The following is a 25,881-nucleotide window of genomic DNA, read 5'->3' on the forward strand; positions in this document are numbered from 1 at the left end:
ATTAGTTAGTTTGAGAAAAGAGTCGTTTTAAGTCCTTTGCGATTTCGTCTAAGCTGTCTTCGGCTTGCGGATACAGACCGAGTTTATCAAGAAAGGCATGTTCCATACCGCGGTACTGGAGATAGCGGGTCTTGACGCCTGCGCGCGCAAGCTTTTTCGCATACGCTTCCCCTTCAAGACGTAAGTAATCAAACTCTCCTGTAATGACGAGTGCCTCTGGTAGATCGTCAAGTGTCGCGAACAACGGTGAAATCCGTCGATCCTTCGAATCACTTGCTTGAACGTACCACTGCTCGAGCACACCCTCTTCATCTTGAAGCGACAAAATGATCCGTTCGAGTAGCTCCGATTCCGTTTGTCGGTCATACGCTTCAAGCATCCAGTCATATTCCGAATTCGGATGTTCCCCGACATTAACGACCGGATAATACAAGACTTGATAGCGGATATACGGCGTCGGACGCTCACGGTCGAGCAAACAACAGACCGTCGCCAAATTCCCACCGGCGCTATCGCCGGCGACAGCGATTGCACCCGGATCAATCCCAAGTCGATCAGCGTGTTCGACTGCCCAATCGATCGCTGCATGACAATCCTCAAGTCCTGTTGGAAACGGATGCTCGGGCGCCAATCGGTAACCAACCGACAAGACAGCGACGTTCCCTTTATCGGCTAATGCCTTACATGGATTCTCGACCGTCTCGAGCGTGCCACCGAAAAAACCACCGCCATGGAAATAGACGACGAGCGGGAGCGGACGCGCTGCTTCCGGACGATACAGCCGTGCTTCGATCGTGGTACCGGGTCTTGGAATCGCAAGGACGTCCGTTGAAATCTGCCGTGTCGTCACGTCTTCGTTGTTCCAACCCATGCCGGCACGTGCCAGTTCGACTGGCGACGCCCCTTCTGAAATCGAGACCGATGGACGCTGCGTGAGAACAACCTCACGGACACGCGGATCGAGTGTCCCTGGAGTCGAGACGTCGGGAATAGGCTTATCGACGATTTCGAGTCCGTCTTGATGGATGGATGAACGATTTCGTAACGTTCGCAGTAAATCTTGCATCAATGCGGTAGACAAGTGGATCGCTTCCTTTCTTATCAAATGGTTATCGAAAGCGCTTTCGATAACCGTTAAAAAAATTTCGAATGCCTCTTTTTCAAAAAAGAGACCGCTTACATCACAATATACCTGTCTTTGACAGGAGAAGCAAATATTTCACCTAAAAAAATCAGCGCAGTCGCCTGCGCTGATCCTCATCGTAATTGTTCTTGGGAAACGATCGTAAAACCATCAATGACCGTGTCTTCCTCGACCTCGATCAACAGGCAGCGTTTCCCTTGGTAGTTGACTTGTTTGACGTACTTCAAGTCTTGCGGACTGATCGCGATGTTTGCGACCTTCGTATTGATTTTAATCGATTTCGCTTCATAGTTCGGGACGATATTACTCGCCTTCATCTCGTACGTCGGATCATCAACAACCGTCTTGAACGCCCGTTCGACTTGTTCTGTACTGACGTCTTCGACACCACTTGCTTTGAGCACACGCTCGACTTCTTGGACGTCGAGCATCGGTACTTCTTCCTCATCTTGATCCTCTTCGACGACGATCAACTGGTTGATGTTTTCATAGACACCAGCTAACGTCTTCGTATCCATCGATTCACCCACGACTGATTTGACGATTTCCTCGAAGATCGCTTTATCCTCATCTGCCGTGACGATTGGTTGACCGTTCAAGACGTTTTCAAGGAAGCCAAAATCCGGTTTATTCGGCTTGCCCGCCGCATACAAGACATGATTGACGTCTGCTGCATTGTCGGTGAAAGTCGGGAAGAGGAATCCACCGATCGGCGACGCCAGTTTGATGACCGGATTAATGAATAAGTTCGACTTGAATTCGCGTTCGACGAAATCAAAGACGAGCGATTGTTTCGGTAACTCCGTTAAGTTCAGGCTACCGAGGATGAATGGTGTCGTATAGACGTCGTCATTCGGATCGATCTCTGTCTCGTCCGCTTGGCGCTTCGTCGTTTTATAGTATTGTCCGCGAATGAACGTGACGACGAGGTCATTCTCGTACTGGACGTCCTGAACCATCTTCAACGCCATCGTCTGCATCTGTTCAACCCAGTCCTCCGGCTCTTCCGCATACAGTCCTTCATAAAGAAGCTGTTGCGTATGACCCGTCTCTCCTTCTTCCGGATGCGTGAACTTGACCTCGAACAGCTTGACGTCGAGTTTTCCACCTAATACTTTCTTGAAGTTCGCGAGGAACAGCTCCTGTTGTTCCGGATCAAGCAATGGAAACGGTCGGGCTTCCTCATGATAGATTTCGCTCGTCTCTTTTCGGATATAGACGTTGTAGATTTCATGGATTTTTAGTAAATCGGCATCCATCTTGAAGTGACGACGGATGTCGGCGATGTCTTTTTTATTCATGCATACCAGCTCCTCGAATCATTAAAATCCTGCTTCCTGAAAAGCGTACCATATGCGAGATGACCCGACATCTTTTAGAAAATCAATGCGCACGGAATGAATACGCGCGTGTGACAGGATTAACGATCTCATATTCATATTCTTGGTGGGCAGCGCGAGCTTGCGCGATGCAATTATCTAGTTCTTTCGTGTTGAAATAACGTTGCGCTTCCGTCAACGTGCCACTTACGACTAAAAAGATACCGAACACGATCAACCATCCTCTAATTCGTTCGTTCATGATGTAGTCTCCTTTCTTCTCCACCTAAATCCTAACATCAGACCCTTCTATATAATGACAAAAGTTTAATTTTAATAACATTTACACGATATTCATTTTTTCCTAAATAAGTGATGCCATACTAAAAATTGTGAAGGGTGTCTTCACATCATCTCGTCTCATACATAGGAGGAATGACACGTGTTCAAAGCCATCAAGTCCATCGTCATCACTACGCTCGTCTGCCTGACCGCTTTCCAATTCGATACGACATCCGTTTCCGCACTGCCCTCAGGGATCTCGTCGAAAGCGACGGCACAGTCTCAACTCGATGCCTTAACTGTTAAAACAGAAGGCAGCATGACCGGTTATTCGCGTGATTTGTTCCCGCACTGGAGCAGTCAAGGAGGCGGCTGTGATACACGACAAGTCGTCTTAAAACGTGACGCCGATTCATATGTCGGATCGTGCCCTGTTACGTCTGGTTCTTGGTATAGTTACTATGACGGACTGACATTCACGAATCCGTCTGACCTCGACATCGATCACGTCGTACCACTTGCGGAAGCATGGCGTTCAGGAGCAAGCAGCTGGACGACGACGACTCGTCAAGCATTCGCAAACGATTTGACAGGTCCGCAATTGATTGCTGTCTCTGCAAGCTCGAACCGTTCAAAAGGGGATCAGGATCCGTCGACATGGAAGCCGACACGAGCAGGTGCGAGCTGTGCCTACTCGAAGATGTGGATCAATACGAAGAGCCGCTGGAACCTCAGCTTACAGTCGAGTGAAAAAACAGCCTTACAAACGATGTTGAACACATGTACATACTAAAAAGGAGTCGATTCGATGGAAACGAAAACCTCTACCTTTACTGCCACACATGGTGTCATGACGCAAGAAGTCGGTGTCATCAGCGGTGAACTCGAGCTCCGGACGACCTGTCAGGAGGATGGAACGTTGGAACTGAAGATTGCTTACGTCGGAGCGATAGACGTCTATACGTTACCCGGAACTTATCGTGTCCATGACGTTCGGGATCATGACGTCATCCATCAGATGCTAGTGACAGTGCTCGAACGCTACTGAAAAAACAAAACCAGGACAAGAATGTGAAAAACATTCGTCCTGGCTTTGTTTTTTTCAAGTGCTATTCAATTTATGGATACATCAAAAATATATGGTTTAATTTCCAAATCGTAATTCTCTGAAGATATCTCAGCATTCAATTTAATTTGTGTTTCACTTAAATCAATTGCAGGATAGACAATTACACCTTCAGTTTCTATACTAGGTAATATTTCATTTTGAATTTCTTGAAGTCCAGTAGTTTCAGAATCAACATACTCTTCCTCTAATTGCTTATTTCCGACAATTAATTTCGCAGATCCCGGATAAAATGAAACTTTTTCTTTTGTATCGTTTTTTATTTTCACATAAACTCTCGTTTGATTCTCCGCGATCTCGATGTTTTTTAAAGTCATCTTAATTCCGGATTGATTGATTTCTTTATCTACTTGAAGGTCCTTTAGTGTAGGAGAAACAGCAGTTAAATAACTAACGACTTCAATATGTTTAGCTAAGACAATTGGTGCTGTTACAGTTCCTCCAAAAGCATTCTCGCCTTTAAATTCATCTTTAATTACTCCATCTATTTTTACATAATCATCTGTCTTAATTTTAAATTTCGGATCATCTATAGCTACTAATGTATTTTTTTCAGATTTTTCCGGATCAGCCCAAACCTGAATGTACGTACCTTTTTCATCCTTTTCAGGTTCAGCGAATACTTTTCCAGTAATCTCTAATTCGAAACCCTTATATTTTTTAGGATCACTATACAATTTTTCATAATCTTCTTTTTTTAATTTACCCTTCGTTTTGACACTCTCTGTTTTTTTAACATCTTCAGATTCTGAGGTAGAAGACTTATTATCATTACATGCTCCTAACATCACTGTGACAACGATCAGGCTGACAAGAATCATTGATTTTCGCATAATGAAGATACCTCCCTTAAAAAATTTAATATAATAATTTTACCATATTTTTTAATTTTTATTATCTTAATTCTATTTAAGCTATTAAAATGTAAAATCCGAAAAAAAATCGATTAAATCGTATAAAACGTTTTACCACGGTAACTTTGCATTTTTTATTTCTTCTTCCCACAAAATTCGTATCTCCTCGAAAACATTCATCGGTAATTTGCCTTCGGGTGCAGATAGATTGTGTTGCAATTGCTTACTAGTTTTAGCTACAGGAATCATCGTCGATACTTCTTCGTATGAAAGAATGCATTGTATGGCCGCCTGCACCATAGAAGTATCTTGACCGAGAATGCGACGAACGTTTTCAACTAACGCAGCTCTTATTTCGATTTCTTCCTTGCTTCAGCGATCCCGAACCCCACTGAAGGTACTGTAACGATCATATTTTCCAGTTAACCAACCTGAATCTAGCGGAATCTTAGAAATGATTCCGACTCCTTGTTGATGAGCTGATTTCATTCTCGTCACTGGTTCTTGATGAAACATATTGAACATTACTTCAATCACTTGACTGTTCGTGTGTTCTAATAGTTCTTTTACTTCTTTCCCTGTATCGACCGAAGCACCGAAAGCTCGAATTTTCTCTTCTTTTTTAGTCGTTCAAGTAGTTCGAATTGTGGAGATTCGCTTGTCAACGTCGTAAACGGTGGATTATGTAGTAAAAGACAATCTAAATAGTCTGTCTGTAAACGACGTCAGCTACTTTCGACGGATGTTAAGAGTTGTTCCGGTTCAAAATTTTGTTCCCCACTCGATTGATGACCACACTTACTACTGATTATGACTTGATCTCGTTTCTCTTTAATTGCTTTTCCGATCAACTCTTCACTTTTTTCAGCTCCATAATTAGGTGCTGTATCAAAAAAGGTGCACTCTTCATCAATAGCTTGCTCGATCTAATGTACTGCATCTGCATCGGTCATTTTACCCCAATCCTTTTCGTTTCCTAATTGCCATGCACCAAAGCCGATCTCCGATACTTTGATTCCGGTATTTCCTAATACTCTTTTTTTAATAAATATCTCCAACTTTCTTTTTTATGATTATCATCAATACCCCCCTTAATCGGGTCACTTTATGTAGTGTATAAAAAAAGACAATCATTCCACCTGACCGTCTTTTGTCATTCATTCAGTAAAATTCAATCGTCACATCGTTATACCCATTTGTTTTAAGGAAAGAGGTTAATAATTTTTGTATGCGTACATCTGCCGCTTTTAGAAAACCTTGCTGAATTTTTTTCTCTTCAATTTTTCTTTTTTCTTTGTTGATATCATCAAAAATCTGCTGGGATTGATAATCAGAAAAAATATTCCCTTTGATATCCGTTACCTTGGCTGTATCTGTATCTGCTACATTATCAAGGATAGTCGCATTCGGAACCTTAACGTATAATTGCTTAGCTGTTTCGTCATAAGATAACTGTAATTTCGAGAGATCCGTTCCTGCTTTTAGATAACCATCATATTCAATTAGTTTGATTGCCTCTGCCAGCTTCATGTCGATGAACGGTACCTTTTTACTGCTTCGACTGACTATGACTTTGCTATATTCATATTTTAAGGTAGTCCACTCGGACAATTCGACCAATCGTTCTTTTACTAAAGCAGTATCAGAACTTTTAGTTGTAGAAAATAGAGAAGGTTTGAAATAGAAAATGGCACCGGCACCGACTATTCCTATGATTACCAAAAGAACCAACATGTTCATAACGAATTTTTTCATTTTTAAAAGTCTCCTTACATGTGTATCACTAAATTTCAAGTATTAAGAATATATCTACGCGCTAGTTAAAAAGAGGTGACATGATCCATGATAATCACATCACCTCTTCCATTCATACTTATTACTATTACATAGCTCTTTTACATACTGCATAACATTCTTCGATATGTGCGTTCCCTAAATATTTCATTGCACCAAAACTAATTCCAGCTGAAACGGCCTGTCCCACAAAAGGAACGTACTTGGTGACCTGTTTAATTGCCATTTTGGCACCCATTCTTTTTAGTAATTGTGCAACTACTGTTTTTGTAATGTACTTCCCAACCAATTCGCTTCCGACCGAAGAAATAATGATTGCGAGTCTTCCTTTTATTTCAGAATCGAGCTGATCAATCTGCTCAGGAGATAATCCGAATTTCCGGTTAATCGCAGGAAGCAGCTCCATCATAATGACGACGTCTGCTCCAACGTCTGCTCCTGGAATAGGAACGACTGCGGCTGCGGCTGAAGCTGATGCTCTTTTATTAACCATTGAATGACACTCTGCTTTAATACGGTCTAGTTCTGAATTAGAAATAGGCAACACGTTGTTTCCCCCGATTCTTAAATTAATTTCTATACTAACAAAAGATGGTATCTCATAATGATTATCGGTTTCATTCCTTAAATTTACAATCTTTTTTATTATTTGATGTAAAAAGTTATTTATCCGTAATATCTTTTATTTTATAAATATAAATAAGAAGTACCTCAGAATTTTTAAAATAGTATTAGGACTGCTTTATGATATCCTGTCCCCTCAGATAGAAACAAAAACCTTTACGTTTGCTACGATCGCGGGATTATCAGCGGTGAACTGGAAGTCGGATGACTTGTTACGGTTGCTTATGTCAGAGCGGTAGACGTTTGCGTTATTCAGTAATTATTGTGTCATGACGTCATTTATCAAATGTTCATCAACGTGCTAAATCAGACACAATAAAACAGACGCTGTTCCATCACTGAATGGCGTCTGCTTTATTGTCGAGTATTTAAAATCAGATTGTCATTATTTACTAAAGCATACGTTTTTATCTGACGTTCCATTCGGTATAGTGAGAGCAGAGTCATTATCCGTTTTAAGGAGGCATAACTCATGCGGAATATTTTGATTCCAACCGGCGTCATCTTAAGTGGTGCAGGTCTCTACATGGCACTAGAAAGTCATGTTCCTGCGTTACTCGTTACCGGCATCATCATGCTATTTGGCTGCGGTATTGGTATCATCACGAAAGAAAAGTCGGAATAATCCATAGATCCAGTCAGGAGGATAAATATGATTCAACAATTCATCGAGGAACAGCAGTCACACGATACTATTGGCGGGTTTATCGCTAAGTCTGTTGACCCGATCCTCGCCCACGTTAATCCATCACGTTTACAAGACAACGATCTTGTACTATTGATTCAAGCTGATCAATCGATTGTTATCTCTTTCGCTAATTCACAAGATCAATCAGATTGGACGCCAATATCACGAGAGCAGATTCATCGATCGAAAAGTCTACTTGCACCTAAGACATGATATTTCAAAATTAAGCACGGTGAATATGCCGGAACCTATTTGATTTCACCGGATTTGATTGTGAATGATCAATTCAAGAGTGAGAAAGATTATTTAGAAGTTCTCACATCAACAACGAATAAGTAACTCATAAATGTTTTATCAAGACGATTTCGTCTTTAATCGGAACTCCCTTTTCATTGTATAACGGGATTTCCGGTTTTATTTTGCGTGCAAAGTCCACGGCATTCGGAATCACCTGCGATATTGTATATCCCCGATGTTGATAGAAACGTATCGCATGCTCATTATCATTCGTCGTAACAAGTGTCAGCAAGTCGCATTGTTGCTGTGCTGCCCTTTCTTCTACCACTTGCATCAATCGTGAGCCGATTCCTTTTCCTTCCTCAAGACTATCCAGCGAAATGATTTCGCACGTCTGCGAAGTCATATGATAGGTAATCAGTCCAATGATTTCATGATCATCGTTTATGGCATAAAATCCATCTAAGAGACTACAATCATGAACACCTGTCGATGTTACCATTTGTGAACTGCCCCAATGCTTGGTAAAAAAGACTTTAACCTGACTACGTGTTTTTTCTTCGATGATCTGAATAACCATTATGTCCTCCTTTCATTTATATACATTTCGTCGTCTTTGTTAATTATGATATAAGAGTTAATCTTACTTAACTAAAAAAGACCACCTAGAGTATCAGTTAATACACTTAAGGCGGTCATCTAAATAGTGCTTATTTGTGATAAGGCTCATTTCGATTAATCCGGTACGCCCGATAAATCTGTTCACAGAGGATCATCTTCATCAATTGATGCGGGAATGTCATCTTCGAGAACGAGATTGTATCGTTCGCCCGCTGCATCACTTCTGGTGCAAGACCAAGTGATCCACCGATGACGAAAGCAATTTTACTCTTGCCGTATGTCGCGAGTTGATCGAGTTCTTTTGCGAACTGTTCGCTCGTCCGTTGTTTTCCTTCAATAGCAAGTGCGAGGACGTGAACATCCGGTCCGATCTTCGCTAAAATCCGTTCGCCCTCTTTTTTCTTCACTTGCGCCATCTCCGCTTCACTCAATTGCTCCGGTGCCTTTTCGTCTGCGACCTCGATTTCTTGAATTGAACAGTAGGCGCCGAGACGCTTCGTATATTCAGCGATGCCTTGCTTCAAATACTTCTCTTTTAGCTTTCCGACTGTAATGATGGTAATTTGCATCTTTTTTCTCGCTTTCTGACAGAAAATTCAGGAGTTATCCACAGAGTTATCCACAAATCCACATGTTGATATTTATTTTTTGCTTGACACAAGATATGTTGCTGGTGCCTCGCAGTATTCACACGTGATGTTTTTTTCTGGATTTAGCTGATCAAGAATCGGGTATTGTTCTGTTTCATCTACGATTTCGTCGAGTGCGAGCTCGACATGTTCTAAACAAACGTACTTATCCACAGGTGGTCTCCTCCTTTCACTTATCCACATTTATCCGCTTCCAGTATAACAAATATCAACCTTCCTGACCGGAAAAGCCGCAGGTTTCCTCACTCAAAAAAACCATCCACAGGTCGGACCTGTGGATGGTTTTTCAAGTGATGCCTTACTGAACGGTTGGTGATTGAGCAGACAACTTCACATCTGCTGTCTGTTTTTCACCGCCCCGGTAGAACGTGACTTTGACCGTATCACCGACTTTTGCATCCCGGTAGAGGACACTTTTTAAATCCGCGAACGATGCGATCGCTTTTCCGTTGATCTCAACGATGACATCGTTTGCCTTCATTCCCGCTTTTTCGGCTCCACTATTACGGGTTAGACCAACGACGACGATTCCTTTCGTGACATCATTCGGTAATTTCAGACGATCTTCGCGATATCCGCTTGGGAATTCCTGCACGTCACGAATCTGAATCCCGAGCTGTGGACGAACGACTTCACCGTTTTGCTCGAGATCACGCATGATTGGTAACGCTTCGTTGATCGGAATCGCAAATCCGACTCCTTCAACACTTGCTTCCGCAATCTTCATCGAGTTGATCCCGATCAATTGACCGGCTGTGTTAATGAGCGCTCCACCGGAGTTCCCCGGGTTGATCGCTGCATCGGTTTGAATGACTTCTGTATTAAAGTCTTGCTGTCCATCCTTATTCGTATCGACGGGAACCGTCCGTTCCTGCGCACTGATGACACCGCGTGTGACCGAGTTCGCAAAGATCCCGAGCGGGTTCCCGATCGCAAGCACCGTTTCACCGGCACGTAACGTATCCGAATCCCCCAGTTTTGCGACTTGTGTCACTTTCGATGAATCAATCGACAGGACCGCTAAATCGTACGTCGGATCTTCGCCGAGGACTTTTGCCTCGAGTGCTGTTCCGTCGGATAACGTGACAGACAAGCGGCTCGCCCCTTCAACGACGTGGTAGTTCGTAACGACGTAGGCTTTATTGCCGTCTTTTTTATAGATGACGCCGGACCCTGCACCCGTTTCCTGATCGGTTCCTTGGAACGAGCTCTGAAGGTTCGTCACGCTCACTACGGCTTCCTTCGTCTTACCGACCGCACCGACGATGTCGGCTTCATCCTCCGTCGTCTGTGTCGCAGTCTGTTCCGCTGTCGTCGACGAAACTGGAGTCGGACTCGTCATCTCATCGCGGACGAACGGCCACGCGACGAGAGCAATCAACAAGGCTCCGACGATTCCGCCGATCAGACCGACGAAAAAGGCTTTTCCGGCACCGCGACGACGCGGTGGTTCTGGTTGTTCTTCATATGGTTCACGATAAGGGCTGACCGGTTCGCTCGTTGCCGGCTGACGGGGCGGGAAGCCGCTCTCATCGGATGACTGTTCATATCGTTCGGATTCGTTCCGTGGTTCTTCGGGTCGATCCATCGACATACGCCTCCTTTATGACTCTCTTTACACAAGTATACCCCCATCACGTGGCAAGTGAGCCAAATGTGGGGGTCTTTTGAGCATATTCAGTAATTTCCCATAATCAAAGCTTCAGAAGCGGTGTCGGAATGACCGGATCCGTGTCGAGAAGCTGAATCTTACTCAGATCGACGTCACGGCTCGCGAGCGTCTGGGAGACACTCATCCGGGCGAGTTCCTTCATGTTGTTGTCCTTGCTCAAGTGGGCCATGTGGATCCGTTTCGTCCGGTCATCTAGGACCTCGCTCATCGCGATTGCGGCGTCCTCGTTCGAGACGTGTCCGTAATCCCCGAGGATCCGTCGTTTGACGCTCCACGGATAATGTCCCATCTGGAGCATGCCGATATCATGGTTCGCTTCAAAGATATAGGCATCAGCGCCCCGAATGACACCTTTCATTCGGTCCGAGACGTATCCGGTATCCGTGATGTGCGCCAATCGTTTTCCTTCATGGGCGAACTGGAAGAACATCGGATCGGCTGCATCGTGACTGACGTTGAATGATTCGACTTCGATGTCACCGAACTGCTTGACCTCTCCGACTTCCCAGAGGAACTTCAGCGCCGGATCAATCTTACCGATCTTCGCTTCCATCGCTGCCCATGTCTTTTCATTCGCATAGAGCGGGATATTGTACTTCCGTGCCATGATGCCGACGCCTTTGATATGGTCGGAGTGCTCATGGGTGACGAACAGACCATCGATGCCATGTGGCGACCGGTCGATCTGGTCGAACAAGGCGAGCATCGCCTTGCCGGTCAATCCCGCGTCGACGAGCAAGCGGGTCTGTTCACTTTCGATATAGAGGGCGTTCCCCGTCGAGCCACTGGCCATGACGCTGTAGTGTAGGCTCATCGTGCATTCCTCATTTCTCTGAGACTGTATCCAATCGTTCGACGGTCTGGACACCGCCGTCAATCGCATTGACGAAGTAGACTTCTTCGTTGTCGAGCTCGATTTGCCACGTCGGCGGCAGGATTTGGACCGATTCCGTGCCTTCCGTGACGAGACAGAAATAACCGAGCTTGTGACTCGTCAACCGCTTCGATGCCGGGAACAAGCCTTGCTCCGACAACTGGACGATTGCTTCACTTGCCGATAACAACGTCACGTCCTGCGCTTGCCGGACGACCTTGTTCAAGTGGCGTTGTTTGTAGCTGACGATTTCCTTTGCATCGTTGAGCTGCAAGACGAGCAGGGACGGTCCGATCATCGCATCGTCCTCACGCGACTGCTGTGGTGTCGAATAGAGCGGCTGTCCCTTATACGTCTGAACGAATGTCATCTCCTGATACTTACTATCATACTTCCAAAATGTATATTCGGCACCATACCGAACGGATGCTTGAACGAACGATGAAGCAGAATCCCGCATCGTCTTCGTTTCGAGTCGATACGGTTTCGTCAACCGGACCGACCACTCGACATCGTTCTTGACGGAAGCGACCGCATCACGAATCGGTGAACTCGCGAGTGGCGCTAGCGTCCGCGCATCGACTTCGGCTGTTAAATAGCCGATATCCCGCGTAACCGGTTGTAGTTTTTTCTCGTCGATTTGACGATCCTTCAAGATCGATTTCCCGGTCGCACTCGTCGCAACGATCCGCGGCTCGACCATCCGGTCCATCAATTGAATGGCAAGGTAGACGTTCAGGATCAAAAAGGTCAGCATCAATAAGGTCTTCGCTTTACTCCAGTCCATTCATCCTCACCCCTCATTCCCGACAGCTTGATTGATCGATTGCCAGACGCCGTCGATTTTGATGAACCACGTCGGCTCAAAGACGGCATAGCGGCTCGTTGAAATCTTATACGTCATCTCATATCCAATCCGGATTCCACTGATCTCTTTTAAGAGGTCAGCACGGCTCAGACGTTCGAGAACCGTTTCAACAGCTGGCACCGTTTCTTCCCGAAGGATCAGTTTCCGCTTCGCCCGAAGCATGCTACGGCTGAGCGATCGGACTTGATTTTCCTCATACATAATCTTCAGTGTCGCGAGATCGAACTTCGTCTGTTCGAGTAGCGGACCACTCTCCCCAAATACCGGATATCGGTTCAGATACAATCGGAACGTCGCCGTCTGTTCCTCACTCTTTTTACTCATCTGATCAAAGTAATACCGGAAACCACTACGCTGGGTATCTTGATCGAGCCAGCCCCCATGAATGTTGACATAGCTGACGAGCGTGCTGTAATCGACGGTCGAGCTTTGGGTATTCGGCGATAACGTGTTGAAGCGATAGACATTGTAGTTTCGGTCATACGTCGAAACGCTGACACCGTCCGTCAAGACGTCAAGATCATCCCGACTCTTGATTTGCTGGACGTTCGAGTTCTCGGCAAAAAAGGCACTCCGGATGCGGTCGAGTGGTTTCGGCGATTGCCCAACCTCGTCATAGACGAAGACTTGCTCTAGTCGCGTCGTACCGCTCGCGACATACGTATAATCGCCACCTTTGAGTTCGACGCGTGTCATCGGTTTTTTCTTATCATGCGCGAACAGTCGCTTCAGAACCGTCTCATCGCCGACGAGCTTGAAGTCCTTCAGGCGACCGGTCGCCGACTCAAGACGGAGGATTGGTCCATCATAATCGAGTAAATAAAGCCGTTTGATTGGTTCCGAGAAGGCGATTTGTTTTTCGCCGAGTAACTCTTCAAGAATCGTCGCACTGATCGGTGTCGGGAAAATCATCTCGACACTCCGGTCACCGACCGGGATGTTATTCGCTTTATCCGTCAAGACGAGGACACCGATGTTAAACGACGCACCGATGCGGTTAAGGAAGGTCCGACCGATGATTTGTGTCTGATAGATCCCTTCCTGGTCCGAATAGACGAGTAGTTCCGGGTTGATCAGTTGGTTGCTTTCAATCGTCTTTGAGGCATCGATCTCGTTGAACGAGACCTGTTCCCGCTCGATTGATTCACTGCTTGGATGATAGGTCCAGAGCATCGCTGTCTGAGCGATCGAACCAGCGACAAGCAGGACGAGTAACAGCGAACTCCAGTGTTGTTTCTTCATCCGGCATCCACCTCTTCGATCACCTCATACGGAAGCGTGAAGTAAATCGTCGTGCCACGTCCCCATTCACTTTCTGCCCAGATGTCGCCACCATGTGCTGAAACGACGTCTTTTGCGATCGACAGACCAAGACCGGTGCCGCCAATTTTACGGGCACGGGCTTTATCGACACGATAGAAGCGTTCGAAGATTTTTTGGAGATTCGCTTTCGGGATTCCGACACCTTCATCCTTGATGCTGATGACGATCCGTTTTGCCCGGAGCATCGTCCGGACGGTGATCGTTCCGCCTTCCGGTGAGTACTTGATTGCATTCGTCAGGATGTTGTCTGCGACCTGGATCAATTTATCCTGATCCCCACGGATATAGACTTTCCGCTTCATGATCTTACGACGGAAACGAATCCGTTCGGGCTTCGTCATGTCATGGCGATCGAGAATCTCATTCAGGAACTGAATGTAATCGAAGCGGACCTTGTTCATTTTGTATTCCTTACTGTCCATCTTCGACAGTTGTAAGAGATCGGTGACGAGGCGGATCATCCGCTCCGTCTCATTTTGTGTCGTCTCAAGGAAACGCGGTGCGAGTTCCTCGTCCTGATACGCTCCTTCTGCCAAGGCTTCAAGATAGCTGCGCATCGTCGTCAGTGGTGTCCGGAGCTCGTGACTGACGTTCGCGACGAATTCGCGACGATCCTGTTCGACTTGCTCCTGTTCCGTGACGTCATGCAGGACGACGATCATCCCGGTTATTGGACCACTGTGTTTCTTGACGGGCGAGAAGAATGCCCGGACGAGGAACAGTTCGTCCTCACTACTGAAATCAAGCAGACGCGGTGGCATCGTACCGTCTTCCGGAATCATGAAATCGTCACCGAGTGCCAGTAAGTCCTTCAGGTTCGTGCCGACGACGCTCGCATCATCTGCACCGACGATATCCTTCGCTTGATCGTTCATCAAGATGACGCGCAGCGTCCGGTCCGTCGCGATGACGCCATCGGTCATGTTCTCTAGGACACTCGTCAACTTCCGTCGTTCGGCTTCCGTCGTCGCGTTTGCTTCGAGCAACTCATCCGTCAATTCGTTGAAGGAACGGGCGAGTTGTCCGATCTCATCGTCCGAATAGACCTTAACCTTCCGCGAGAAGTTCCCGCGTCGCATCTCGATCGCTTGACGCCGCATATCGGAAATCGGGCGTGTGATCGTCCGCGACAGCAAGACACCAAGAATCGACGTGATGACGAGAGCGATGACCGTTCCGGTCGCAAGAATCCGCGTGACCTGTTGCATCTGCGAATAGATCGACTCCATCGAGGCGCGGACATAAATCATCCCGGTCGTGACACCGTCTCGTTCCGAGGTGACCGGTACGGCAAAGATTCGGATCTTATCCTCTGATTCCGGATCAAGCACGGTGTCCGTCCGGGTCGAGCTCGTTGCCTGTGCTTTTTTAATCAATGAATTCGTCGCTCGTTGTCCGACCGCCGACTGGTTCTCGTTATCCGACGTCGCCTGGATGATCGAGTCCTGGTCGATGATCTGGACTTCGAGGATGTCGTTCCTTGAGGTGGAGCCATTACTAAACTCAGACAGCAGTTGCCCTAGTGATTGGGACAACTGCCGTTTGGAGGCTTCATCATCGCCTGTTTTATCGAATTCCTTCCCGACGTTATAGGCGACAAGACCTGCCCGGTCCTCGACCGACTTCGAGAAGTTCGTAATGTACTGCTTTTCAAGGGAACGAACGAAATAGACACCAATGACCTGCATCGCCACTAAGATCAATAAGGCATAGATGACGACGAGTTTCCATTGGATGGATTTAAAGAAGTTCGTTCCTTTTAACATCGTTATTCATTCTCCCCGTCTTGGAGATAGTAACCGACCCCACGACGCGTCATGATATAGACCGGCGTACTTGGGTTATCTTCGACTTTCTCACGAAGACGACGTACCGTTACGTCGACTGTCCGGACGTCACCGAAGTAGTCATAGCCCCAGACCGTCTGCAACAAATGCTCACGGGTCATGACTTGACCGATGTTTTTCGCGAGGTAGTGCAACAATTCGAATTCACGCTGCGTCAGCTCGATTTTTTGATCCTTACGTGTCACCGTATGCGAATTCGTATCGATATACAGTTCTCCGACTTTGAGTGGACCTGGTCCAACTGGTTGTGGTGTAGCTTCCGGACTCGTGTTGCGTAAATGGACTTTCACGCGGGCCAGTAACTCGCGCGAGCTAAATGGCTTCGTCACGTAATCGTTCGCGCCAAGCTCAAGACCAAGTACCGTATCGATTTCGGAATCCTTCGCTGTCAACATGATGATTGGAATCTTCGACGTCTTCCGGACTTCCCGGCAGACCTCCATCCCGTCCATTAACGGGAGCATGATGTCGAGCAACATCAAATCCGGTTTGAACTCCTCGAATTTCTCTAATGCCTCCACGCCGTCATTTGCGATCGCGACCTGGTAGCCTTCTTTTTCTAATTTAAACTTGAGTATATCTGCAATCGGTAACTCGTCATCGACGACTAGAATTTTGCGTTCCGTCACTGGGTGTGCCCCCTTAAAAATTTCTATTCAATCTATTTTACCTGTTTTTTCGGCATATAGAAAGGTGGCGACGGAAACTCCCGGCGCCACTCTCTCTACTGTTCGTCGTCTCACGAGAGAGGTTCCACGTGAAACACTGTATTCAGTATACATGTTTTTGCTTCCGTTTGTGAACCATTTCGCACAAAAAACAGCCTCTTGCAGGAGGCAAGAGGCTGTTGAGACTTATGCTTCTTCGTAGAGATCACGCAAGACGACTGTCTGTTCACGACCCGGTCCGACCGAGAACGTGACGAGTGAGATACCTGTGAGATCCGCAATCCGCTTGACGTAGTTCTGTGCGTTCAACGGTAGATCTTCAAAGCGACGGACACCTGTGATGTCCTCTTTCCAGCCTGGAAGTTCTTCGTAAACTGGAACACATGCTTCGAGATCACGGAAGCTTGCTGGGTACTCATCGATCTGTTTTCCGTTGAATTCGTATGATGTACAGATCTTCAACGTGTCGAGTCCTGTCAAGACGTCGATCGAGTTGAGCGCAAGATCCGTCAACCCACTTGTACGGCGCGAGTGGCGAACGACAACGGAGTCGAACCAACCGACACGACGCGGACGTCCTGTCGTCGTCCCGTATTCACGACCGACTTCACGGATTTGGTGACCGATGTCATCGAACAATTCCGTTGGGAACGGACCGTCACCGACTCGTGACGTGTACGCTTTACAGACACCGACGACGTGATCGATCCGAGCTGGACCGACACCGACACCCGATGCGACACCACCAGCTGATGCGTTCGACGATGTAACGAACGGGTACGTTCCGTGGTCAAGGTCGAGTAAGACACCTTGTGCGCCTTCGAACAACACTTTTTCACCATGGTCGAGGCTATCGTTGACGACGACGGATGTATCGCAGACGTATTTCGCGAACTCTTGTCCATACGCATAGTACTCTTCGAAGATATCGTCGAATGCGATTGGTTCAGCGTCATACATCTTCGTGAACATCCGGTTCTTTTGGTCGAGAACGATCTTCAACTTCTCAGCGAACGTTTCTTTGTCGAGTAAGTCTGCCATCCGGATTCCGATTCGTGCGGCTTTATCCATGTAGCACGGTCCGATTCCTTTTAGCGTCGTTCCGACTTTTGCGTCGCCCTTCGCTTCTTCTTCTAACTGATCCTGCAACTGATGATACGGCAAGATGACATGCGCCCGATTCGAAATTAACAAGTTATCCGTTGAGACACCACGATCGTGCAGATACTTCAATTCCTTGACGAGTGATTTCGGGTTAACGACGAGACCGTTCCCGATGACACATTTCTTATCCGAGTAAAAAATACCTGATGGGATCAAGTGCAATTTGTACGTCTCGTTATTGAATACGATCGTATGTCCTGCATTGTCTCCACCTTGATAACGTGCTACGACGTCGGCTTGTTTCGAAAGAAAATCGGTGATTTTCCCTTTTCCTTCGTCGCCCCACTGTGTTCCGACTACTACTACTGATGACATCTTATCATCCACCTCCACGTACGATTCAAAACCACGACTAAGTGTAACGCGATAAAAAAAAGAAGTCAACCAAATACCGAACAATTAATTGTTACAATTCTCTTTCGTTCGTTTAATTATCGTTTTTAATGAATAAACTGAGAATCTTTAGGTGAAAATAAAAAAAGCTACGTTTTGTCTCCGATCGATCGAAGACAAAGCGTAGCTTGGATTAAGCTGGTGGCGCGTACGAGTTGCTTGGCTCGAGATCCACGAACTTGTTGAATTCTTTTCGGAAAGCGAGTTTGACGGTACCGGTTGGACCATTCCGCTGTTTTGCGATGATGATCTCAATCGTATTCGCATCTTCCGTTTCTTTATTGTAGTAATCGTCACGATACAAGAAGGCGACGATATCGGCATCTTGCTCGATTGCTCCCGATTCCCGGATATCCGACATCATCGGTCGCTTATCTTGACGACTCTCAACCCCACGGGAGAGCTGCGATAAGGCGATGACGGGGACTTCGAGTTCACGCGCGAGTGATTTCAAGGAACGGGAAATTTCTGAGACCTCTTGTTGACGGTTGTCGCTGGAGCGACCATTCCCTTGAATCAGCTGCAAGTAATCGATCATGATCATCCCAAGCCCGTGCTCCTGCTTCAAACGACGGCACTTCGCCCGGATATCGTTGACCCGAATCCCTGGTGTATCGTCGATGTAGATGCCGGCTTGAGACAGGTTACTCATCGCAAGCGATAACTTGCCCCAGTCCTCTTCTTCGAGTTGACCAGTCCGCAGACGCTGCGCATCGACGTTTCCTTCAGCACAGAGCATCCGCATGACGAGCTGTTCGGCACCCATCTCAAGACTGAAGATGGCGACGTTCTCGTCAGCGCGTGTCGCGACGTTTTGCGAGATGTTTAAGGCAAACGCCGTCTTCCCGACCGATGGACGTGCTGCGACGATGATTAGATCGTTACGCTGGAAGCCGGCCGTCATCTTATCGAGATCCTGGAAACCGGTCGGAATCCCCGTCGTCTCGCCGCTTTGCTTATGCAATTTATCAATCGTTGCATAGGCACTCGTCAAGACGTCCGAGATCGGGATGAAGCTCGCGCTCCCTTTTCCTTGTGATACTTCGAGAATCTTTCGTTCTGCCTCATTCAGCAGAACATCGACCTCATTTTGCCGCTCGTACCCGTCAGTGACGATTTCACCCGCCGTCCGAATGAGACGCCGAAGCGTCGACTTCTGGTCAACGACGTTGACGTAGTAATTGATGTTGGCTGCGGTTGGTACACCTTCCGCTAGTTCCGCTAGATACGGTAGACCACCGATCTCATCTAGGATACCAAGCGTACTGAGCTCGGCTGTGACCGTGACGAGGTCGATCGCTTCACCTCGGTCGGACAGCACGAGCATCGCTTCGAAGATCCGTTGGTGAGAGGCACGGTAAAAGTCCTGCGGTAACAGACGTTCTGATGCACTGATCAAACGATCCGCATCAATCATGATCGCCCCTAGGACGGCTTGTTCTGCCTCGATACTTTGGGGAGGCATATTTTGCATGACTTCACTCATCACCGTTCCCCTTTTCTACTCACGCCTCTTTGACCTGAACGTTCAGCGTCGCTGTCACTTCGTTGTGTAGCTTCAATGGTACCTTCGTAAAGCCGAGTGCCTTGATTGGGTGCTCGAGCTCGATTTTACGTTTATCGATCTTGTAGCCCATGCTCTTGAGTGCTTCCGTGATCTGTTTGCTTGTGACCGAACCGAAGACACGACCGCCTTCACCGGCTTTCGTCGAGACGACGATCGTCTCTTTTTCGATTTTCTCTTTTAACGCTTGTGCGTCAAGCAAGTTCTGTTTCGCTTCTTCTGCTGCTTTACGTTCATGTGCTTCATGTTGCTTCAAGTTTCCAGTCGTCGCAGGACGCGCCAACTTTTTCTTGAAGAGTACGTTATTTGCATAAGCATCGGCCACGTCTTTGACGTCTCCTGCTTTACCTTGTCCTTTTACATCTTGTAAGAAAATAACCTTCATTCTGATTCCTCTCCTTTTGTCTCATCTTCTAGATATTGATCGATCGCTTTACGCAACGCATCCGCGACCGTGACGACCGATTCTGACATCTGTGTCGCCGCGTTCGTCAAGTGACCGCCGCCTCCGAGCGTCTCCATGATCAACTGGACGTTGACTTCCCCAAGTGAACGAGCACTGATCGCTGTCCGTCCGTCTTGAAGTTCCGCGATGACGAAGGCAGCACGAATGCCTTGAAGCGACAACAATTGATCAGCCGCTTGTGCGATCAAGACTTGATCGTGAATGACGCCAGGTTCTGCTGTCGCAATCGCCATCCCTTTCGTATAGACCTCGGACCGCTCGAGGATATGTGACTGCTCAACGTACGTCTCAAGATCCTGACTGAGGAACTCTTGCACGAGCACCGTGTCAGCACCTTGTGAACGCAAGTAAGATGCAGCATCGAACGTCCGCGAGCCGGTCCGAAGGGCAAAGCCTTTCGTATCGACGATGATGCCGGCAAGTAACGCCGTCGCCTCAAGCATCGATAGCTTCTGATTCGTCGGCTGGTACTCGATCAACTCGGTGACGAGTTCTGACGTCGACGATGCGTAAGGCTCGAGATAAACGAGGACCGCATCTTCGATGAAGTCCTCCCCACGCCGGTGATGATCAATCACGACCATATGCTCGAATCGATCGAGTAACGTCGGCACGACGACGAGCGACGGCTTATGGGTATCGACGACGACGAGTAACGTCTGATCGTCAATCAACTGATCGGCTTGAAACGCATTGACGAACCGTGTCTCGAGTTGTGGTACTTCAGCGATCTCGTCCATCATCCGGCGAATCCCGCGACCGATTTCTTCTGGCGGTAAAACGATATGCGCTTCCTTATCGTTCATTTCCGCAAGCTTCAAAATGCCGATCGCTGATCCGAGTGCATCCATATCCGGATTCTTATGCCCCATGATCAGGACACGGCTCGATTCCTGCATTAAGTCACGAAGCGAGTTGGCAATGACACGTGCTCGGACACGTGTCCGTTTTTCTGTCGGATTCGTCTTGCCGCCATAAAAGCGGACTTTCCCGTCGCGTTTGATGACGACTTGGTCGCCTCCCCGTCCTAATGCGAGATCGAGACTCGACTGAGCCATCAGACCAAGCGCCGGAATCGGGTCACTTCCGCAACCAATTCCGATCGATAACGTCAACTGGACACCACGCTGACTCGTCTCTTCGCGCACGGTATCGAGAATCGTGAACTTCGATCGTTCGAGAATCCGAAGATTCTCTTCTGTCGTGACGATGAAGTATCGATCAGATGCGGTTCGTTTGATATACGTTCCGTGTTCGGCTGCCCAGTGATTCAACAGTTGCGTAACTCGGCTGTTCAACTCACTGCGCAACTGATCTTCGATACCTTGTGTCATCTCATCGTAGTTATCGAGATAGATAACGCCGATGACTGTCTGATTATCGACGAGTTGTTGTTCGACTTGTGCTTCTTCTGTCATATCGAACAGATAGAACGTCCGATTCTCATGATTTGAAAAGACGCGATATACGGCATCACCGATTTCAAGCGTCGCTTGGTCCTCGTTCGTCGCGACCATTTCGATGAATAAGGGATCGAGCTCATTGAGCGTCTGTCCCATCGCTACATCATCAAAGATCTCCCGCATCGGATCATTGAACCAGGTGACGAGGGTTTCCTCATCGTATAACAAAATCCCGATTGGCATGTTCGTCAACGCATCTTGTCCCGTCTCCTCGACTTGCATCGAGATTCCGGCGACGTATGCCTCCCATGCCCTGCGTGCACGGCGTTCTTCGAATAGGTGCAATCCGAAGAGGAGGGCAGTCACGACGGCTCCGATAGCAGAGATGATCGGTTCACGTACAGCGACGACGAGAAGCAGACCGACGATTAATAGATACGGAATGAAGCGAACGATGCGTCGTTCTCGTTCCGGTGATACTTGTTGACCTGACTCCATCGTGTCCTCCTTATATGCTCTATAGGGTTCATTTAAATTTTTAGTAACTTGTTTATTATAACCGAAAAGCAGGAGGGGATGAAAGGGAAGCGAAAAAAAGCACCATCCTCACGCATGAGGATGGTGCTACGAAATCAGTCAGCCACGTATGGGATTAAAGCCATTTGACGTGCGCGTTTGATTGCGATTGTAAGTGGACGTTGGTATTTCGCTGAAGTACCAGTCACACGACGTGGAAGAATCTTACCGCGTTCCGAAATGAAACGTTTGAGAAGTTCTACGTCTTTATAATCGATATGAGTGATGTGGTTCGACGTGAAGTAACATACTTTACGACGACGTTTTCCACCTGGACGACGTGCCATGTGATTAACCTCCTTTTTAACTTGGATTTTTCAGGACGATTTCCTTAGAACGGGAGGTCGTCGTCTGAAAGGTCGATCGAACTACCGCCGCTGAACGGATCAGCGCCGAAGCCCGAATTCGATGAAGCGGGTGCTGGCGAGGAAGAGTTGTTCTGCTGTTGCTGTGAACCCCATCCTGCAGCATTCCCGTTTCCACCAGTAGATGAAGCGTAGCCTTCGCTACCATCCGAAGAACGGCTCGCGTTACGTGACTCAAGGAAGCGGACGCTATCAGCGACGACTTCCGCACGATAACGGCGTTGCCCTTCTTTATCGTCGTAGCTGCTAATCTGGAGGCGACCCTCTACACCAGCAAGACTACCCTTCTTCAAATACTGAGCAACGTTCTCTGCTTGCTTGCGCCAAACGACGCAATCGATGAAATCAGCTTCTCGCTTCCCATCTTGCCCTGTGAAAGGACGGTCACATGCGAGTGTGAATCGCGTTACCGCAATCCCGCTCTGCGTATAACGCATTTCCGGGTCACGAGTTAACCGACCGACTAAAACGACGCGGTTAATCATCAGAATCACTCTCCTGTTTCAGCTTATTTCTCGTCTTTTGTGATCATTAAGCGAACGATATCGTCACTGATCTTCATGAGACGGTCAAGTTCTTTTGTAGCTGCTGGTTCAGCAGAAACGTTAAGAAGAACGTAGAACCCTTCACGCATATCATTGATTTCGTAAGCGAAACGACGTTTACCCATTTCAGTTGTTTTATCAACTGTACCACCGTTATCAGTGAGGACTTTGTTGAAACGCTCCACTGTTGCTTTGCGTGCTTCCTCATCAAGTTCCGGACGGATGATGTAAAGTACTTCGTATTTACGCATATCTGTCACCTCCTCTTGGACTGGCGGCTCGAATGTTCGAGCAAGGAGCAATAATTCATTACTCACATTCGTTAATACTACCAAAGTATTTTGCTTTATGCAATAACGATTCGATTTCGATTAGACGTTGAAGCGGAATGTGACGACATCGCCGTCTTGGAAGACATATTCCTTACCTTCTGAACGGTAACGTCCTTGTTCCTTGACTGTAGCCATGTTGCCTGCTGCTGCTAAATCTTCGTACGAAACGACTTCTGCACGGATGAATCCACGTTCGAAGTCCGAGTGGATGACACCCGCACATTGCGGAGCTTTCATCCCTTTTTTGAACGTCCAAGCGCGTACTTCTTTTTCACCTGCTGTGAAGTATGTCGCAAGACCAAGCGTGCTGTATGCTGCATGGATCAATTGATCAAGACCTGATTCTTCGATTCCGAGATCGACGAGGAACTCTTGACGTTCTTCTGGCTCAAGCTCTGCAATCTCTTCTTCAATCCGAGCACAGATGACGATGACTTCAGAACCTTCTTTTTCTGCGAATTCGCGTACGAGACGGACGTTTTCGTTATTGTCCGCGTCTGCGACTTCATCTTCGCCAACGTTTGCAACGTAAAGCATCGGTTTCATCGTCAACAATTGGAAGTGTTTGACGAGAGCTGCTTGATCTTCGTTCAATTCAGCGAGACGTGCTGGTTTCTCGTCTTCGAGTAATGCTTGCACGATTTCAAGTGCTTCGAGTTCAGCCGCTGCGTTTTTATCGCGTGACTTGACTTGTTTTTGGACACGCTGAATCCGTTTTTCGACTTGCTCGAGGTCTGCGAGGATCAATTCGAGGTTGATCGTCTCGATGTCATCGATCGGTGAGACTTTTCCGGCCACGTGTGTGATGTTCTCGTCAACGAAACAACGCACGACCTGACAGATCGCATCTACCTCACGAATGTTCGCGAGGAATTTATTTCCGAGACCTTCCCCTTTAGACGCGCCTTTTACGATACCTGCGATATCCGTGAATTCGAATGCTGTCGGGATCGTCTTTTTCGGGTTGACGAGTTCCGTCAATTTCCGAAGACGTGCATCTGGTACTTCAACGACACCGACGTTCGGGTCGATCGTTGCGAACGGGTAGTTCGCTGCCTCTACACCTGCTTGTGTGATGGCGTTAAAAAGTGTTGATTTTCCTACGTTTGGTAAGCCAACGATTCCTGCTGTTAATCCCACTTGGAATTCCTCCTTTTCGGTATTTCCTAGGAAATCCGTGCTAGCGGCCGCAGTGGGTAGAATGATTACACCACGTCAGCACATCTTTCACAATTATAGATAGTTCAATTTTTTTAAGCAAGGAGCTCGACCGTCTTTTTTACTCATGTCCTAACCGAACGCAACCGCTCCACTTAAGCAAGACAACAAAAAAGCGAATCTAATCACGAGGATCAGATCCGCTTTTCATTACTCTGGTAAGACTTTTTTCAATCGTTTATCAAAATCACGACGTGGCATCAAAATGCTTGCCCCGCAACCTTGACATTTGATTCGGATATCCATGCCGACCCGAATGATTTGCCATCGGTTCGTACCACATGGATGCTGCTTCTTCATCTCAACATAATCATGGAGTTGATACGTTTTTGGAATCATCCGTTTGTCCACCATTCTTTTGTTCTGGATTCATCATGACCATCCGTGGATACGGGATCTTGATGTTTTCTTCTTCGAGTCCTTGCTTCAATTCTTTGCGGATTAGACGACCAGCTTGGAAATGTTGCATCGGTGGTACTTCTGCCATCAAACGATAGACGACTTCAGAAGGACCAAGCGTCTGGACGCCAAGCATCTGAATCGGTTCGACGAACATATCGACATACTTCTTCGTCGTCCGGTCTGCGATCTCATGCAAGACTTGTTCGACCCGTTCAAGATCCTCATCATAGGAGACTTGGACGTCGACGAGTGCGAAACTGTTGTCGACCGAATAGTTCGTGACTTGTAAAATCTGACCGTTCGGGATGATGTGGATCTCCCCGTTGAGTCCTTTGAGTTTCGTCGTCCGGATCCCAAGTTCCGTGACGACCCCTTCAATCACACCGACGCGTACATAATCTCCGACTTTGAACTGGCGTTCGAAGATGATGAACGCTCCGGTAATGATATCTTGCACCAAGTTCTTCGCACCGAACGAAATCGCAAGACCGGCGATTCCGGCACTGGCGACAAGACCAGTGATGTTGATTCCGAACTGACTGAGTACCGTCAACAACATGACGATTCCGAGCACATAACGGATTGCATTTTGTAGCAATTTCAGTAATGTCTCGTTCTGACGTTGCGCCAAGTAGTCCTGTTCATTGATTTTCCTAATCGTAAAGAGACGTGAGACTGCCCCAGTCAAAACGCGCGTTAAGATATAGAACGCCGCGATGATGATGAGCGCAATCAGTAGTTTCATCCCAAAACGAATCCACATATCCGCATCCATTACTTGATTGATTAGTTTATCGACTTGGGCGACGGATTCTTGTACATCTTGATTGGTAGCCATTCTCTCATCCTTTCTTGTTCTCTC

Annotated in this window: 30 protein-coding genes; 4 read left to right on the top strand and 26 right to left on the bottom strand. The window is 47.2% G+C overall.

Going from position 1 to position 25,881, the window contains the following annotated elements; translation table 11 throughout:
- Nucleotide 1 precedes the first annotated feature (1 nt).
- The 3 genes from KNQ12_RS13610 to KNQ12_RS13620 all read right to left on the bottom strand — a co-directional run bounded on the left by KNQ12_RS13610 (nucleotide 2) and on the right by KNQ12_RS13620 (nucleotide 2,725).
- On the bottom strand, nucleotides 2–1,066 hold the full coding sequence (locus tag KNQ12_RS13610; protein WP_214748950.1) for an alpha/beta hydrolase: 1,065 nt from the start codon (nucleotides 1,064–1,066) through the stop codon (nucleotides 2–4).
- Nucleotides 1,067–1,257: 191 nt separating this feature from the next.
- On the bottom strand, nucleotides 1,258–2,445 hold the full coding sequence (locus KNQ12_RS13615) for a DUF4317 domain-containing protein (protein ID WP_035395462.1): 1,188 nt from the start codon (nucleotides 2,443–2,445) through the stop codon (nucleotides 1,258–1,260).
- An 82-nt stretch (nucleotides 2,446–2,527) separates the two neighbouring features.
- Nucleotides 2,528–2,725, bottom strand: coding sequence for a hypothetical protein (locus KNQ12_RS13620; RefSeq protein ID WP_214748953.1), 198 nt, complete (start codon nucleotides 2,723–2,725; stop codon nucleotides 2,528–2,530).
- A gap of 192 nt (nucleotides 2,726–2,917) precedes the next feature.
- Between KNQ12_RS13620 and KNQ12_RS13625 the strand changes: the two genes are divergently transcribed.
- On the top strand, nucleotides 2,918–3,538 hold the full coding sequence (locus tag KNQ12_RS13625) for an HNH endonuclease family protein (RefSeq protein ID WP_029343013.1): 621 nt from the start codon (nucleotides 2,918–2,920) through the stop codon (nucleotides 3,536–3,538).
- Nucleotides 3,539–3,553: 15 nt separating this feature from the next.
- On the top strand, nucleotides 3,554–3,793 hold the full coding sequence (locus tag KNQ12_RS13630) for a hypothetical protein (protein ID WP_214748956.1): 240 nt from the start codon (nucleotides 3,554–3,556) through the stop codon (nucleotides 3,791–3,793).
- Between the two features lie 65 nt (nucleotides 3,794–3,858).
- On the opposite strand, the gene KNQ12_RS13635 is transcribed toward KNQ12_RS13630, so the two are convergent.
- The 4 genes from KNQ12_RS13635 to KNQ12_RS13650 form a co-directional block, all read right to left on the bottom strand.
- Nucleotides 3,859–4,704, bottom strand: a complete 846-nt coding sequence (locus KNQ12_RS13635; RefSeq protein ID WP_214748959.1) for a DUF4352 domain-containing protein — start codon at nucleotides 4,702–4,704, stop codon at nucleotides 3,859–3,861.
- Nucleotides 4,705–5,450: 746 nt separating this feature from the next.
- Entirely contained in the window at nucleotides 5,451–5,651 is a 201-nt protein-coding gene (locus tag KNQ12_RS17075; RefSeq protein ID WP_326188686.1) for an aldo/keto reductase, read from the bottom strand.
- A 235-nt stretch (nucleotides 5,652–5,886) separates the two neighbouring features.
- Nucleotides 5,887–6,480 carry a DUF4230 domain-containing protein gene (locus tag KNQ12_RS13645; RefSeq protein ID WP_214748962.1) on the bottom strand — a complete coding sequence of 198 codons (594 nt, stop codon included), beginning with the start codon at nucleotides 6,478–6,480 and terminating at the stop codon, nucleotides 5,887–5,889.
- Nucleotides 6,481–6,607: 127 nt separating this feature from the next.
- Complete coding sequence (locus KNQ12_RS13650; protein ID WP_214748964.1) at nucleotides 6,608–7,066, bottom strand: hypothetical protein; 459 nt, start codon at nucleotides 7,064–7,066, stop codon at nucleotides 6,608–6,610.
- A 549-nt stretch (nucleotides 7,067–7,615) separates the two neighbouring features.
- On the opposite strand from KNQ12_RS13650, the gene KNQ12_RS13655 reads away from it, so the two are divergent.
- Nucleotides 7,616–7,768 carry a hypothetical protein gene (locus KNQ12_RS13655; RefSeq protein ID WP_214748967.1) on the top strand — a complete coding sequence of 51 codons (153 nt, stop codon included), beginning with the start codon at nucleotides 7,616–7,618 and terminating at the stop codon, nucleotides 7,766–7,768.
- Between the two features lie 27 nt (nucleotides 7,769–7,795).
- Complete coding sequence (locus KNQ12_RS13660) at nucleotides 7,796–8,044, top strand: hypothetical protein (RefSeq protein ID WP_214748970.1); 249 nt, start codon at nucleotides 7,796–7,798, stop codon at nucleotides 8,042–8,044.
- Between the two features lie 127 nt (nucleotides 8,045–8,171).
- Here the strand turns inward: KNQ12_RS13660 and KNQ12_RS13665 are convergent, their stop codons facing one another.
- The 19 genes from KNQ12_RS13665 to KNQ12_RS13755 all read right to left on the bottom strand — a co-directional run bounded on the left by KNQ12_RS13665 (nucleotide 8,172) and on the right by KNQ12_RS13755 (nucleotide 25,857).
- On the bottom strand, nucleotides 8,172–8,648 hold the full coding sequence (locus KNQ12_RS13665; RefSeq protein ID WP_214748973.1) for a GNAT family N-acetyltransferase: 477 nt from the start codon (nucleotides 8,646–8,648) through the stop codon (nucleotides 8,172–8,174).
- 130 nt (nucleotides 8,649–8,778) lie between these two features.
- Nucleotides 8,779–9,258, bottom strand: a complete 480-nt coding sequence (gene rlmH / locus KNQ12_RS13670; protein WP_023469837.1) for a 23S rRNA (pseudouridine(1915)-N(3))-methyltransferase RlmH — start codon at nucleotides 9,256–9,258, stop codon at nucleotides 8,779–8,781.
- A 72-nt stretch (nucleotides 9,259–9,330) separates the two neighbouring features.
- On the bottom strand, nucleotides 9,331–9,492 hold the full coding sequence (locus KNQ12_RS13675) for a CxxH/CxxC protein (protein WP_069201504.1): 162 nt from the start codon (nucleotides 9,490–9,492) through the stop codon (nucleotides 9,331–9,333).
- 145 nt (nucleotides 9,493–9,637) lie between these two features.
- Nucleotides 9,638–10,927 carry a S1C family serine protease gene (locus tag KNQ12_RS13680; protein ID WP_055969780.1) on the bottom strand — a complete coding sequence of 430 codons (1,290 nt, stop codon included), beginning with the start codon at nucleotides 10,925–10,927 and terminating at the stop codon, nucleotides 9,638–9,640.
- Between the two features lie 106 nt (nucleotides 10,928–11,033).
- Complete coding sequence (locus KNQ12_RS13685) at nucleotides 11,034–11,825, bottom strand: MBL fold metallo-hydrolase (protein WP_023469840.1); 792 nt, start codon at nucleotides 11,823–11,825, stop codon at nucleotides 11,034–11,036.
- A 10-nt stretch (nucleotides 11,826–11,835) separates the two neighbouring features.
- On the bottom strand, nucleotides 11,836–12,672 hold the full coding sequence (locus KNQ12_RS13690; RefSeq protein WP_058265606.1) for a two-component system regulatory protein YycI: 837 nt from the start codon (nucleotides 12,670–12,672) through the stop codon (nucleotides 11,836–11,838).
- A 6-nt stretch (nucleotides 12,673–12,678) separates the two neighbouring features.
- Entirely contained in the window at nucleotides 12,679–13,995 is a 1,317-nt protein-coding gene (gene yycH, locus KNQ12_RS13695; protein ID WP_023469842.1) for a two-component system activity regulator YycH, read from the bottom strand.
- Nucleotides 13,992–15,842: a cell wall metabolism sensor histidine kinase WalK gene (gene walK, locus KNQ12_RS13700; RefSeq protein ID WP_055969786.1), complete on the bottom strand. Its 1,851-nt coding sequence runs from the start codon at nucleotides 15,840–15,842 to the stop codon at nucleotides 13,992–13,994. Before walK ends, yycH begins: the two co-directional genes overlap by 4 nt.
- 2 nt (nucleotides 15,843–15,844) lie before the next feature.
- On the bottom strand, nucleotides 15,845–16,552 hold the full coding sequence (gene yycF / locus KNQ12_RS13705; protein ID WP_023469844.1) for a response regulator YycF: 708 nt from the start codon (nucleotides 16,550–16,552) through the stop codon (nucleotides 15,845–15,847).
- 225 nt (nucleotides 16,553–16,777) lie between these two features.
- Complete coding sequence (locus KNQ12_RS13710; RefSeq protein WP_023469845.1) at nucleotides 16,778–18,070, bottom strand: adenylosuccinate synthase; 1,293 nt, start codon at nucleotides 18,068–18,070, stop codon at nucleotides 16,778–16,780.
- A gap of 211 nt (nucleotides 18,071–18,281) precedes the next feature.
- Nucleotides 18,282–19,634: a replicative DNA helicase gene (dnaB, locus tag KNQ12_RS13715; protein WP_023469846.1), complete on the bottom strand. Its 1,353-nt coding sequence runs from the start codon at nucleotides 19,632–19,634 to the stop codon at nucleotides 18,282–18,284.
- A 19-nt stretch (nucleotides 19,635–19,653) separates the two neighbouring features.
- Nucleotides 19,654–20,097 carry a 50S ribosomal protein L9 gene (gene rplI, locus KNQ12_RS13720; RefSeq protein ID WP_214748976.1) on the bottom strand — a complete coding sequence of 148 codons (444 nt, stop codon included), beginning with the start codon at nucleotides 20,095–20,097 and terminating at the stop codon, nucleotides 19,654–19,656.
- Nucleotides 20,094–22,079 carry a DHH family phosphoesterase gene (locus tag KNQ12_RS13725; protein WP_035395443.1) on the bottom strand — a complete coding sequence of 662 codons (1,986 nt, stop codon included), beginning with the start codon at nucleotides 22,077–22,079 and terminating at the stop codon, nucleotides 20,094–20,096. The genes rplI and KNQ12_RS13725 overlap by 4 nt, the downstream gene beginning before the upstream one ends.
- Nucleotides 22,080–22,213: 134 nt before the next feature.
- Nucleotides 22,214–22,444, bottom strand: coding sequence for a 30S ribosomal protein S18 (gene rpsR, locus KNQ12_RS13730; RefSeq protein WP_023469849.1), 231 nt, complete (start codon nucleotides 22,442–22,444; stop codon nucleotides 22,214–22,216).
- 44 nt (nucleotides 22,445–22,488) lie between these two features.
- Complete coding sequence (gene ssb, locus KNQ12_RS13735; RefSeq protein WP_023469850.1) at nucleotides 22,489–23,007, bottom strand: single-stranded DNA-binding protein; 519 nt, start codon at nucleotides 23,005–23,007, stop codon at nucleotides 22,489–22,491.
- 23 nt (nucleotides 23,008–23,030) lie between these two features.
- Nucleotides 23,031–23,318: a 30S ribosomal protein S6 gene (gene rpsF, locus KNQ12_RS13740; RefSeq protein ID WP_023469851.1), complete on the bottom strand. Its 288-nt coding sequence runs from the start codon at nucleotides 23,316–23,318 to the stop codon at nucleotides 23,031–23,033.
- Between the two features lie 120 nt (nucleotides 23,319–23,438).
- Entirely contained in the window at nucleotides 23,439–24,539 is a 1,101-nt protein-coding gene (gene ychF, locus KNQ12_RS13745; protein ID WP_023469852.1) for a redox-regulated ATPase YchF, read from the bottom strand.
- A 228-nt stretch (nucleotides 24,540–24,767) separates the two neighbouring features.
- The gene (locus KNQ12_RS13750; RefSeq protein ID WP_023469853.1) at nucleotides 24,768–24,956 is read right to left on the bottom strand and encodes a DUF951 domain-containing protein; all 189 of its coding nucleotides are present in this window, start codon (nucleotides 24,954–24,956) and stop codon (nucleotides 24,768–24,770) included.
- Nucleotides 24,928–25,857, bottom strand: coding sequence for a mechanosensitive ion channel family protein (locus tag KNQ12_RS13755; RefSeq protein WP_050678887.1), 930 nt, complete (start codon nucleotides 25,855–25,857; stop codon nucleotides 24,928–24,930). The genes KNQ12_RS13750 and KNQ12_RS13755 overlap by 29 nt, the downstream gene beginning before the upstream one ends.
- Between the last annotated feature and the right edge of the window lie 24 nt (nucleotides 25,858–25,881).

Source organism: Exiguobacterium sp. s11, from assembly GCF_018619015.1.
Taxonomy (GTDB): Bacteria; Bacillota; Bacilli; order Exiguobacteriales; family Exiguobacteriaceae; genus Exiguobacterium_A; species Exiguobacterium_A indicum.

Excerpts from the sequence above, each read along its gene's own strand:
- KNQ12_RS13630 (WP_214748956.1), top strand. The coding sequence starts at position 3,554 with ATGGAAACGAAAACCTCTACCTTTACTGCCACACATGGTGTCATGACG.
- KNQ12_RS13725 (WP_035395443.1), bottom strand. The coding sequence starts at position 22,079 with ATGGAGTCAGGTCAACAAGTATCACCGGAACGAGAACGACGCATCGTT.
- KNQ12_RS13620 (WP_214748953.1), bottom strand. The coding sequence starts at position 2,725 with ATGAACGAACGAATTAGAGGATGGTTGATCGTGTTCGGTATCTTTTTA.
- KNQ12_RS13615 (WP_035395462.1), bottom strand. The coding sequence starts at position 2,445 with ATGAATAAAAAAGACATCGCCGACATCCGTCGTCACTTCAAGATGGAT.
- KNQ12_RS13755 (WP_050678887.1), bottom strand. The coding sequence starts at position 25,857 with ATGGCTACCAATCAAGATGTACAAGAATCCGTCGCCCAAGTCGATAAA.
- KNQ12_RS13660 (WP_214748970.1), top strand. The coding sequence starts at position 7,796 with ATGATTCAACAATTCATCGAGGAACAGCAGTCACACGATACTATTGGC.
- walK (WP_055969786.1), bottom strand. The coding sequence starts at position 15,842 with ATGTTAAAAGGAACGAACTTCTTTAAATCCATCCAATGGAAACTCGTC.
- rplI (WP_214748976.1), bottom strand. The coding sequence starts at position 20,097 with ATGAAGGTTATTTTCTTACAAGATGTAAAAGGACAAGGTAAAGCAGGA.
- KNQ12_RS13750 (WP_023469853.1), bottom strand. The coding sequence starts at position 24,956 with ATGATTCCAAAAACGTATCAACTCCATGATTATGTTGAGATGAAGAAG.
- KNQ12_RS13645 (WP_214748962.1), bottom strand. The coding sequence starts at position 6,480 with ATGAAAAAATTCGTTATGAACATGTTGGTTCTTTTGGTAATCATAGGA.
- dnaB (WP_023469846.1), bottom strand. The coding sequence starts at position 19,634 with ATGAGTGAAGTCATGCAAAATATGCCTCCCCAAAGTATCGAGGCAGAA.
- KNQ12_RS13655 (WP_214748967.1), top strand. The coding sequence starts at position 7,616 with ATGCGGAATATTTTGATTCCAACCGGCGTCATCTTAAGTGGTGCAGGT.
- KNQ12_RS13610 (WP_214748950.1), bottom strand. The coding sequence starts at position 1,066 with ATGCAAGATTTACTGCGAACGTTACGAAATCGTTCATCCATCCATCAA.
- rpsF (WP_023469851.1), bottom strand. The coding sequence starts at position 23,318 with ATGCGTAAATACGAAGTACTTTACATCATCCGTCCGGAACTTGATGAG.
- ssb (WP_023469850.1), bottom strand. The coding sequence starts at position 23,007 with ATGATTAACCGCGTCGTTTTAGTCGGTCGGTTAACTCGTGACCCGGAA.
- KNQ12_RS13665 (WP_214748973.1), bottom strand. The coding sequence starts at position 8,648 with ATGGTTATTCAGATCATCGAAGAAAAAACACGTAGTCAGGTTAAAGTC.
- KNQ12_RS13710 (WP_023469845.1), bottom strand. The coding sequence starts at position 18,070 with ATGTCATCAGTAGTAGTAGTCGGAACACAGTGGGGCGACGAAGGAAAA.
- rlmH (WP_023469837.1), bottom strand. The coding sequence starts at position 9,258 with ATGCAAATTACCATCATTACAGTCGGAAAGCTAAAAGAGAAGTATTTG.
- KNQ12_RS13680 (WP_055969780.1), bottom strand. The coding sequence starts at position 10,927 with ATGGATCGACCCGAAGAACCACGGAACGAATCCGAACGATATGAACAG.
- KNQ12_RS13635 (WP_214748959.1), bottom strand. The coding sequence starts at position 4,704 with ATGCGAAAATCAATGATTCTTGTCAGCCTGATCGTTGTCACAGTGATG.
- KNQ12_RS13685 (WP_023469840.1), bottom strand. The coding sequence starts at position 11,825 with ATGAGCCTACACTACAGCGTCATGGCCAGTGGCTCGACGGGGAACGCC.
- yycH (WP_023469842.1), bottom strand. The coding sequence starts at position 13,995 with ATGAAGAAACAACACTGGAGTTCGCTGTTACTCGTCCTGCTTGTCGCT.
- rpsR (WP_023469849.1), bottom strand. The coding sequence starts at position 22,444 with ATGGCACGTCGTCCAGGTGGAAAACGTCGTCGTAAAGTATGTTACTTC.
- KNQ12_RS13690 (WP_058265606.1), bottom strand. The coding sequence starts at position 12,672 with ATGGACTGGAGTAAAGCGAAGACCTTATTGATGCTGACCTTTTTGATC.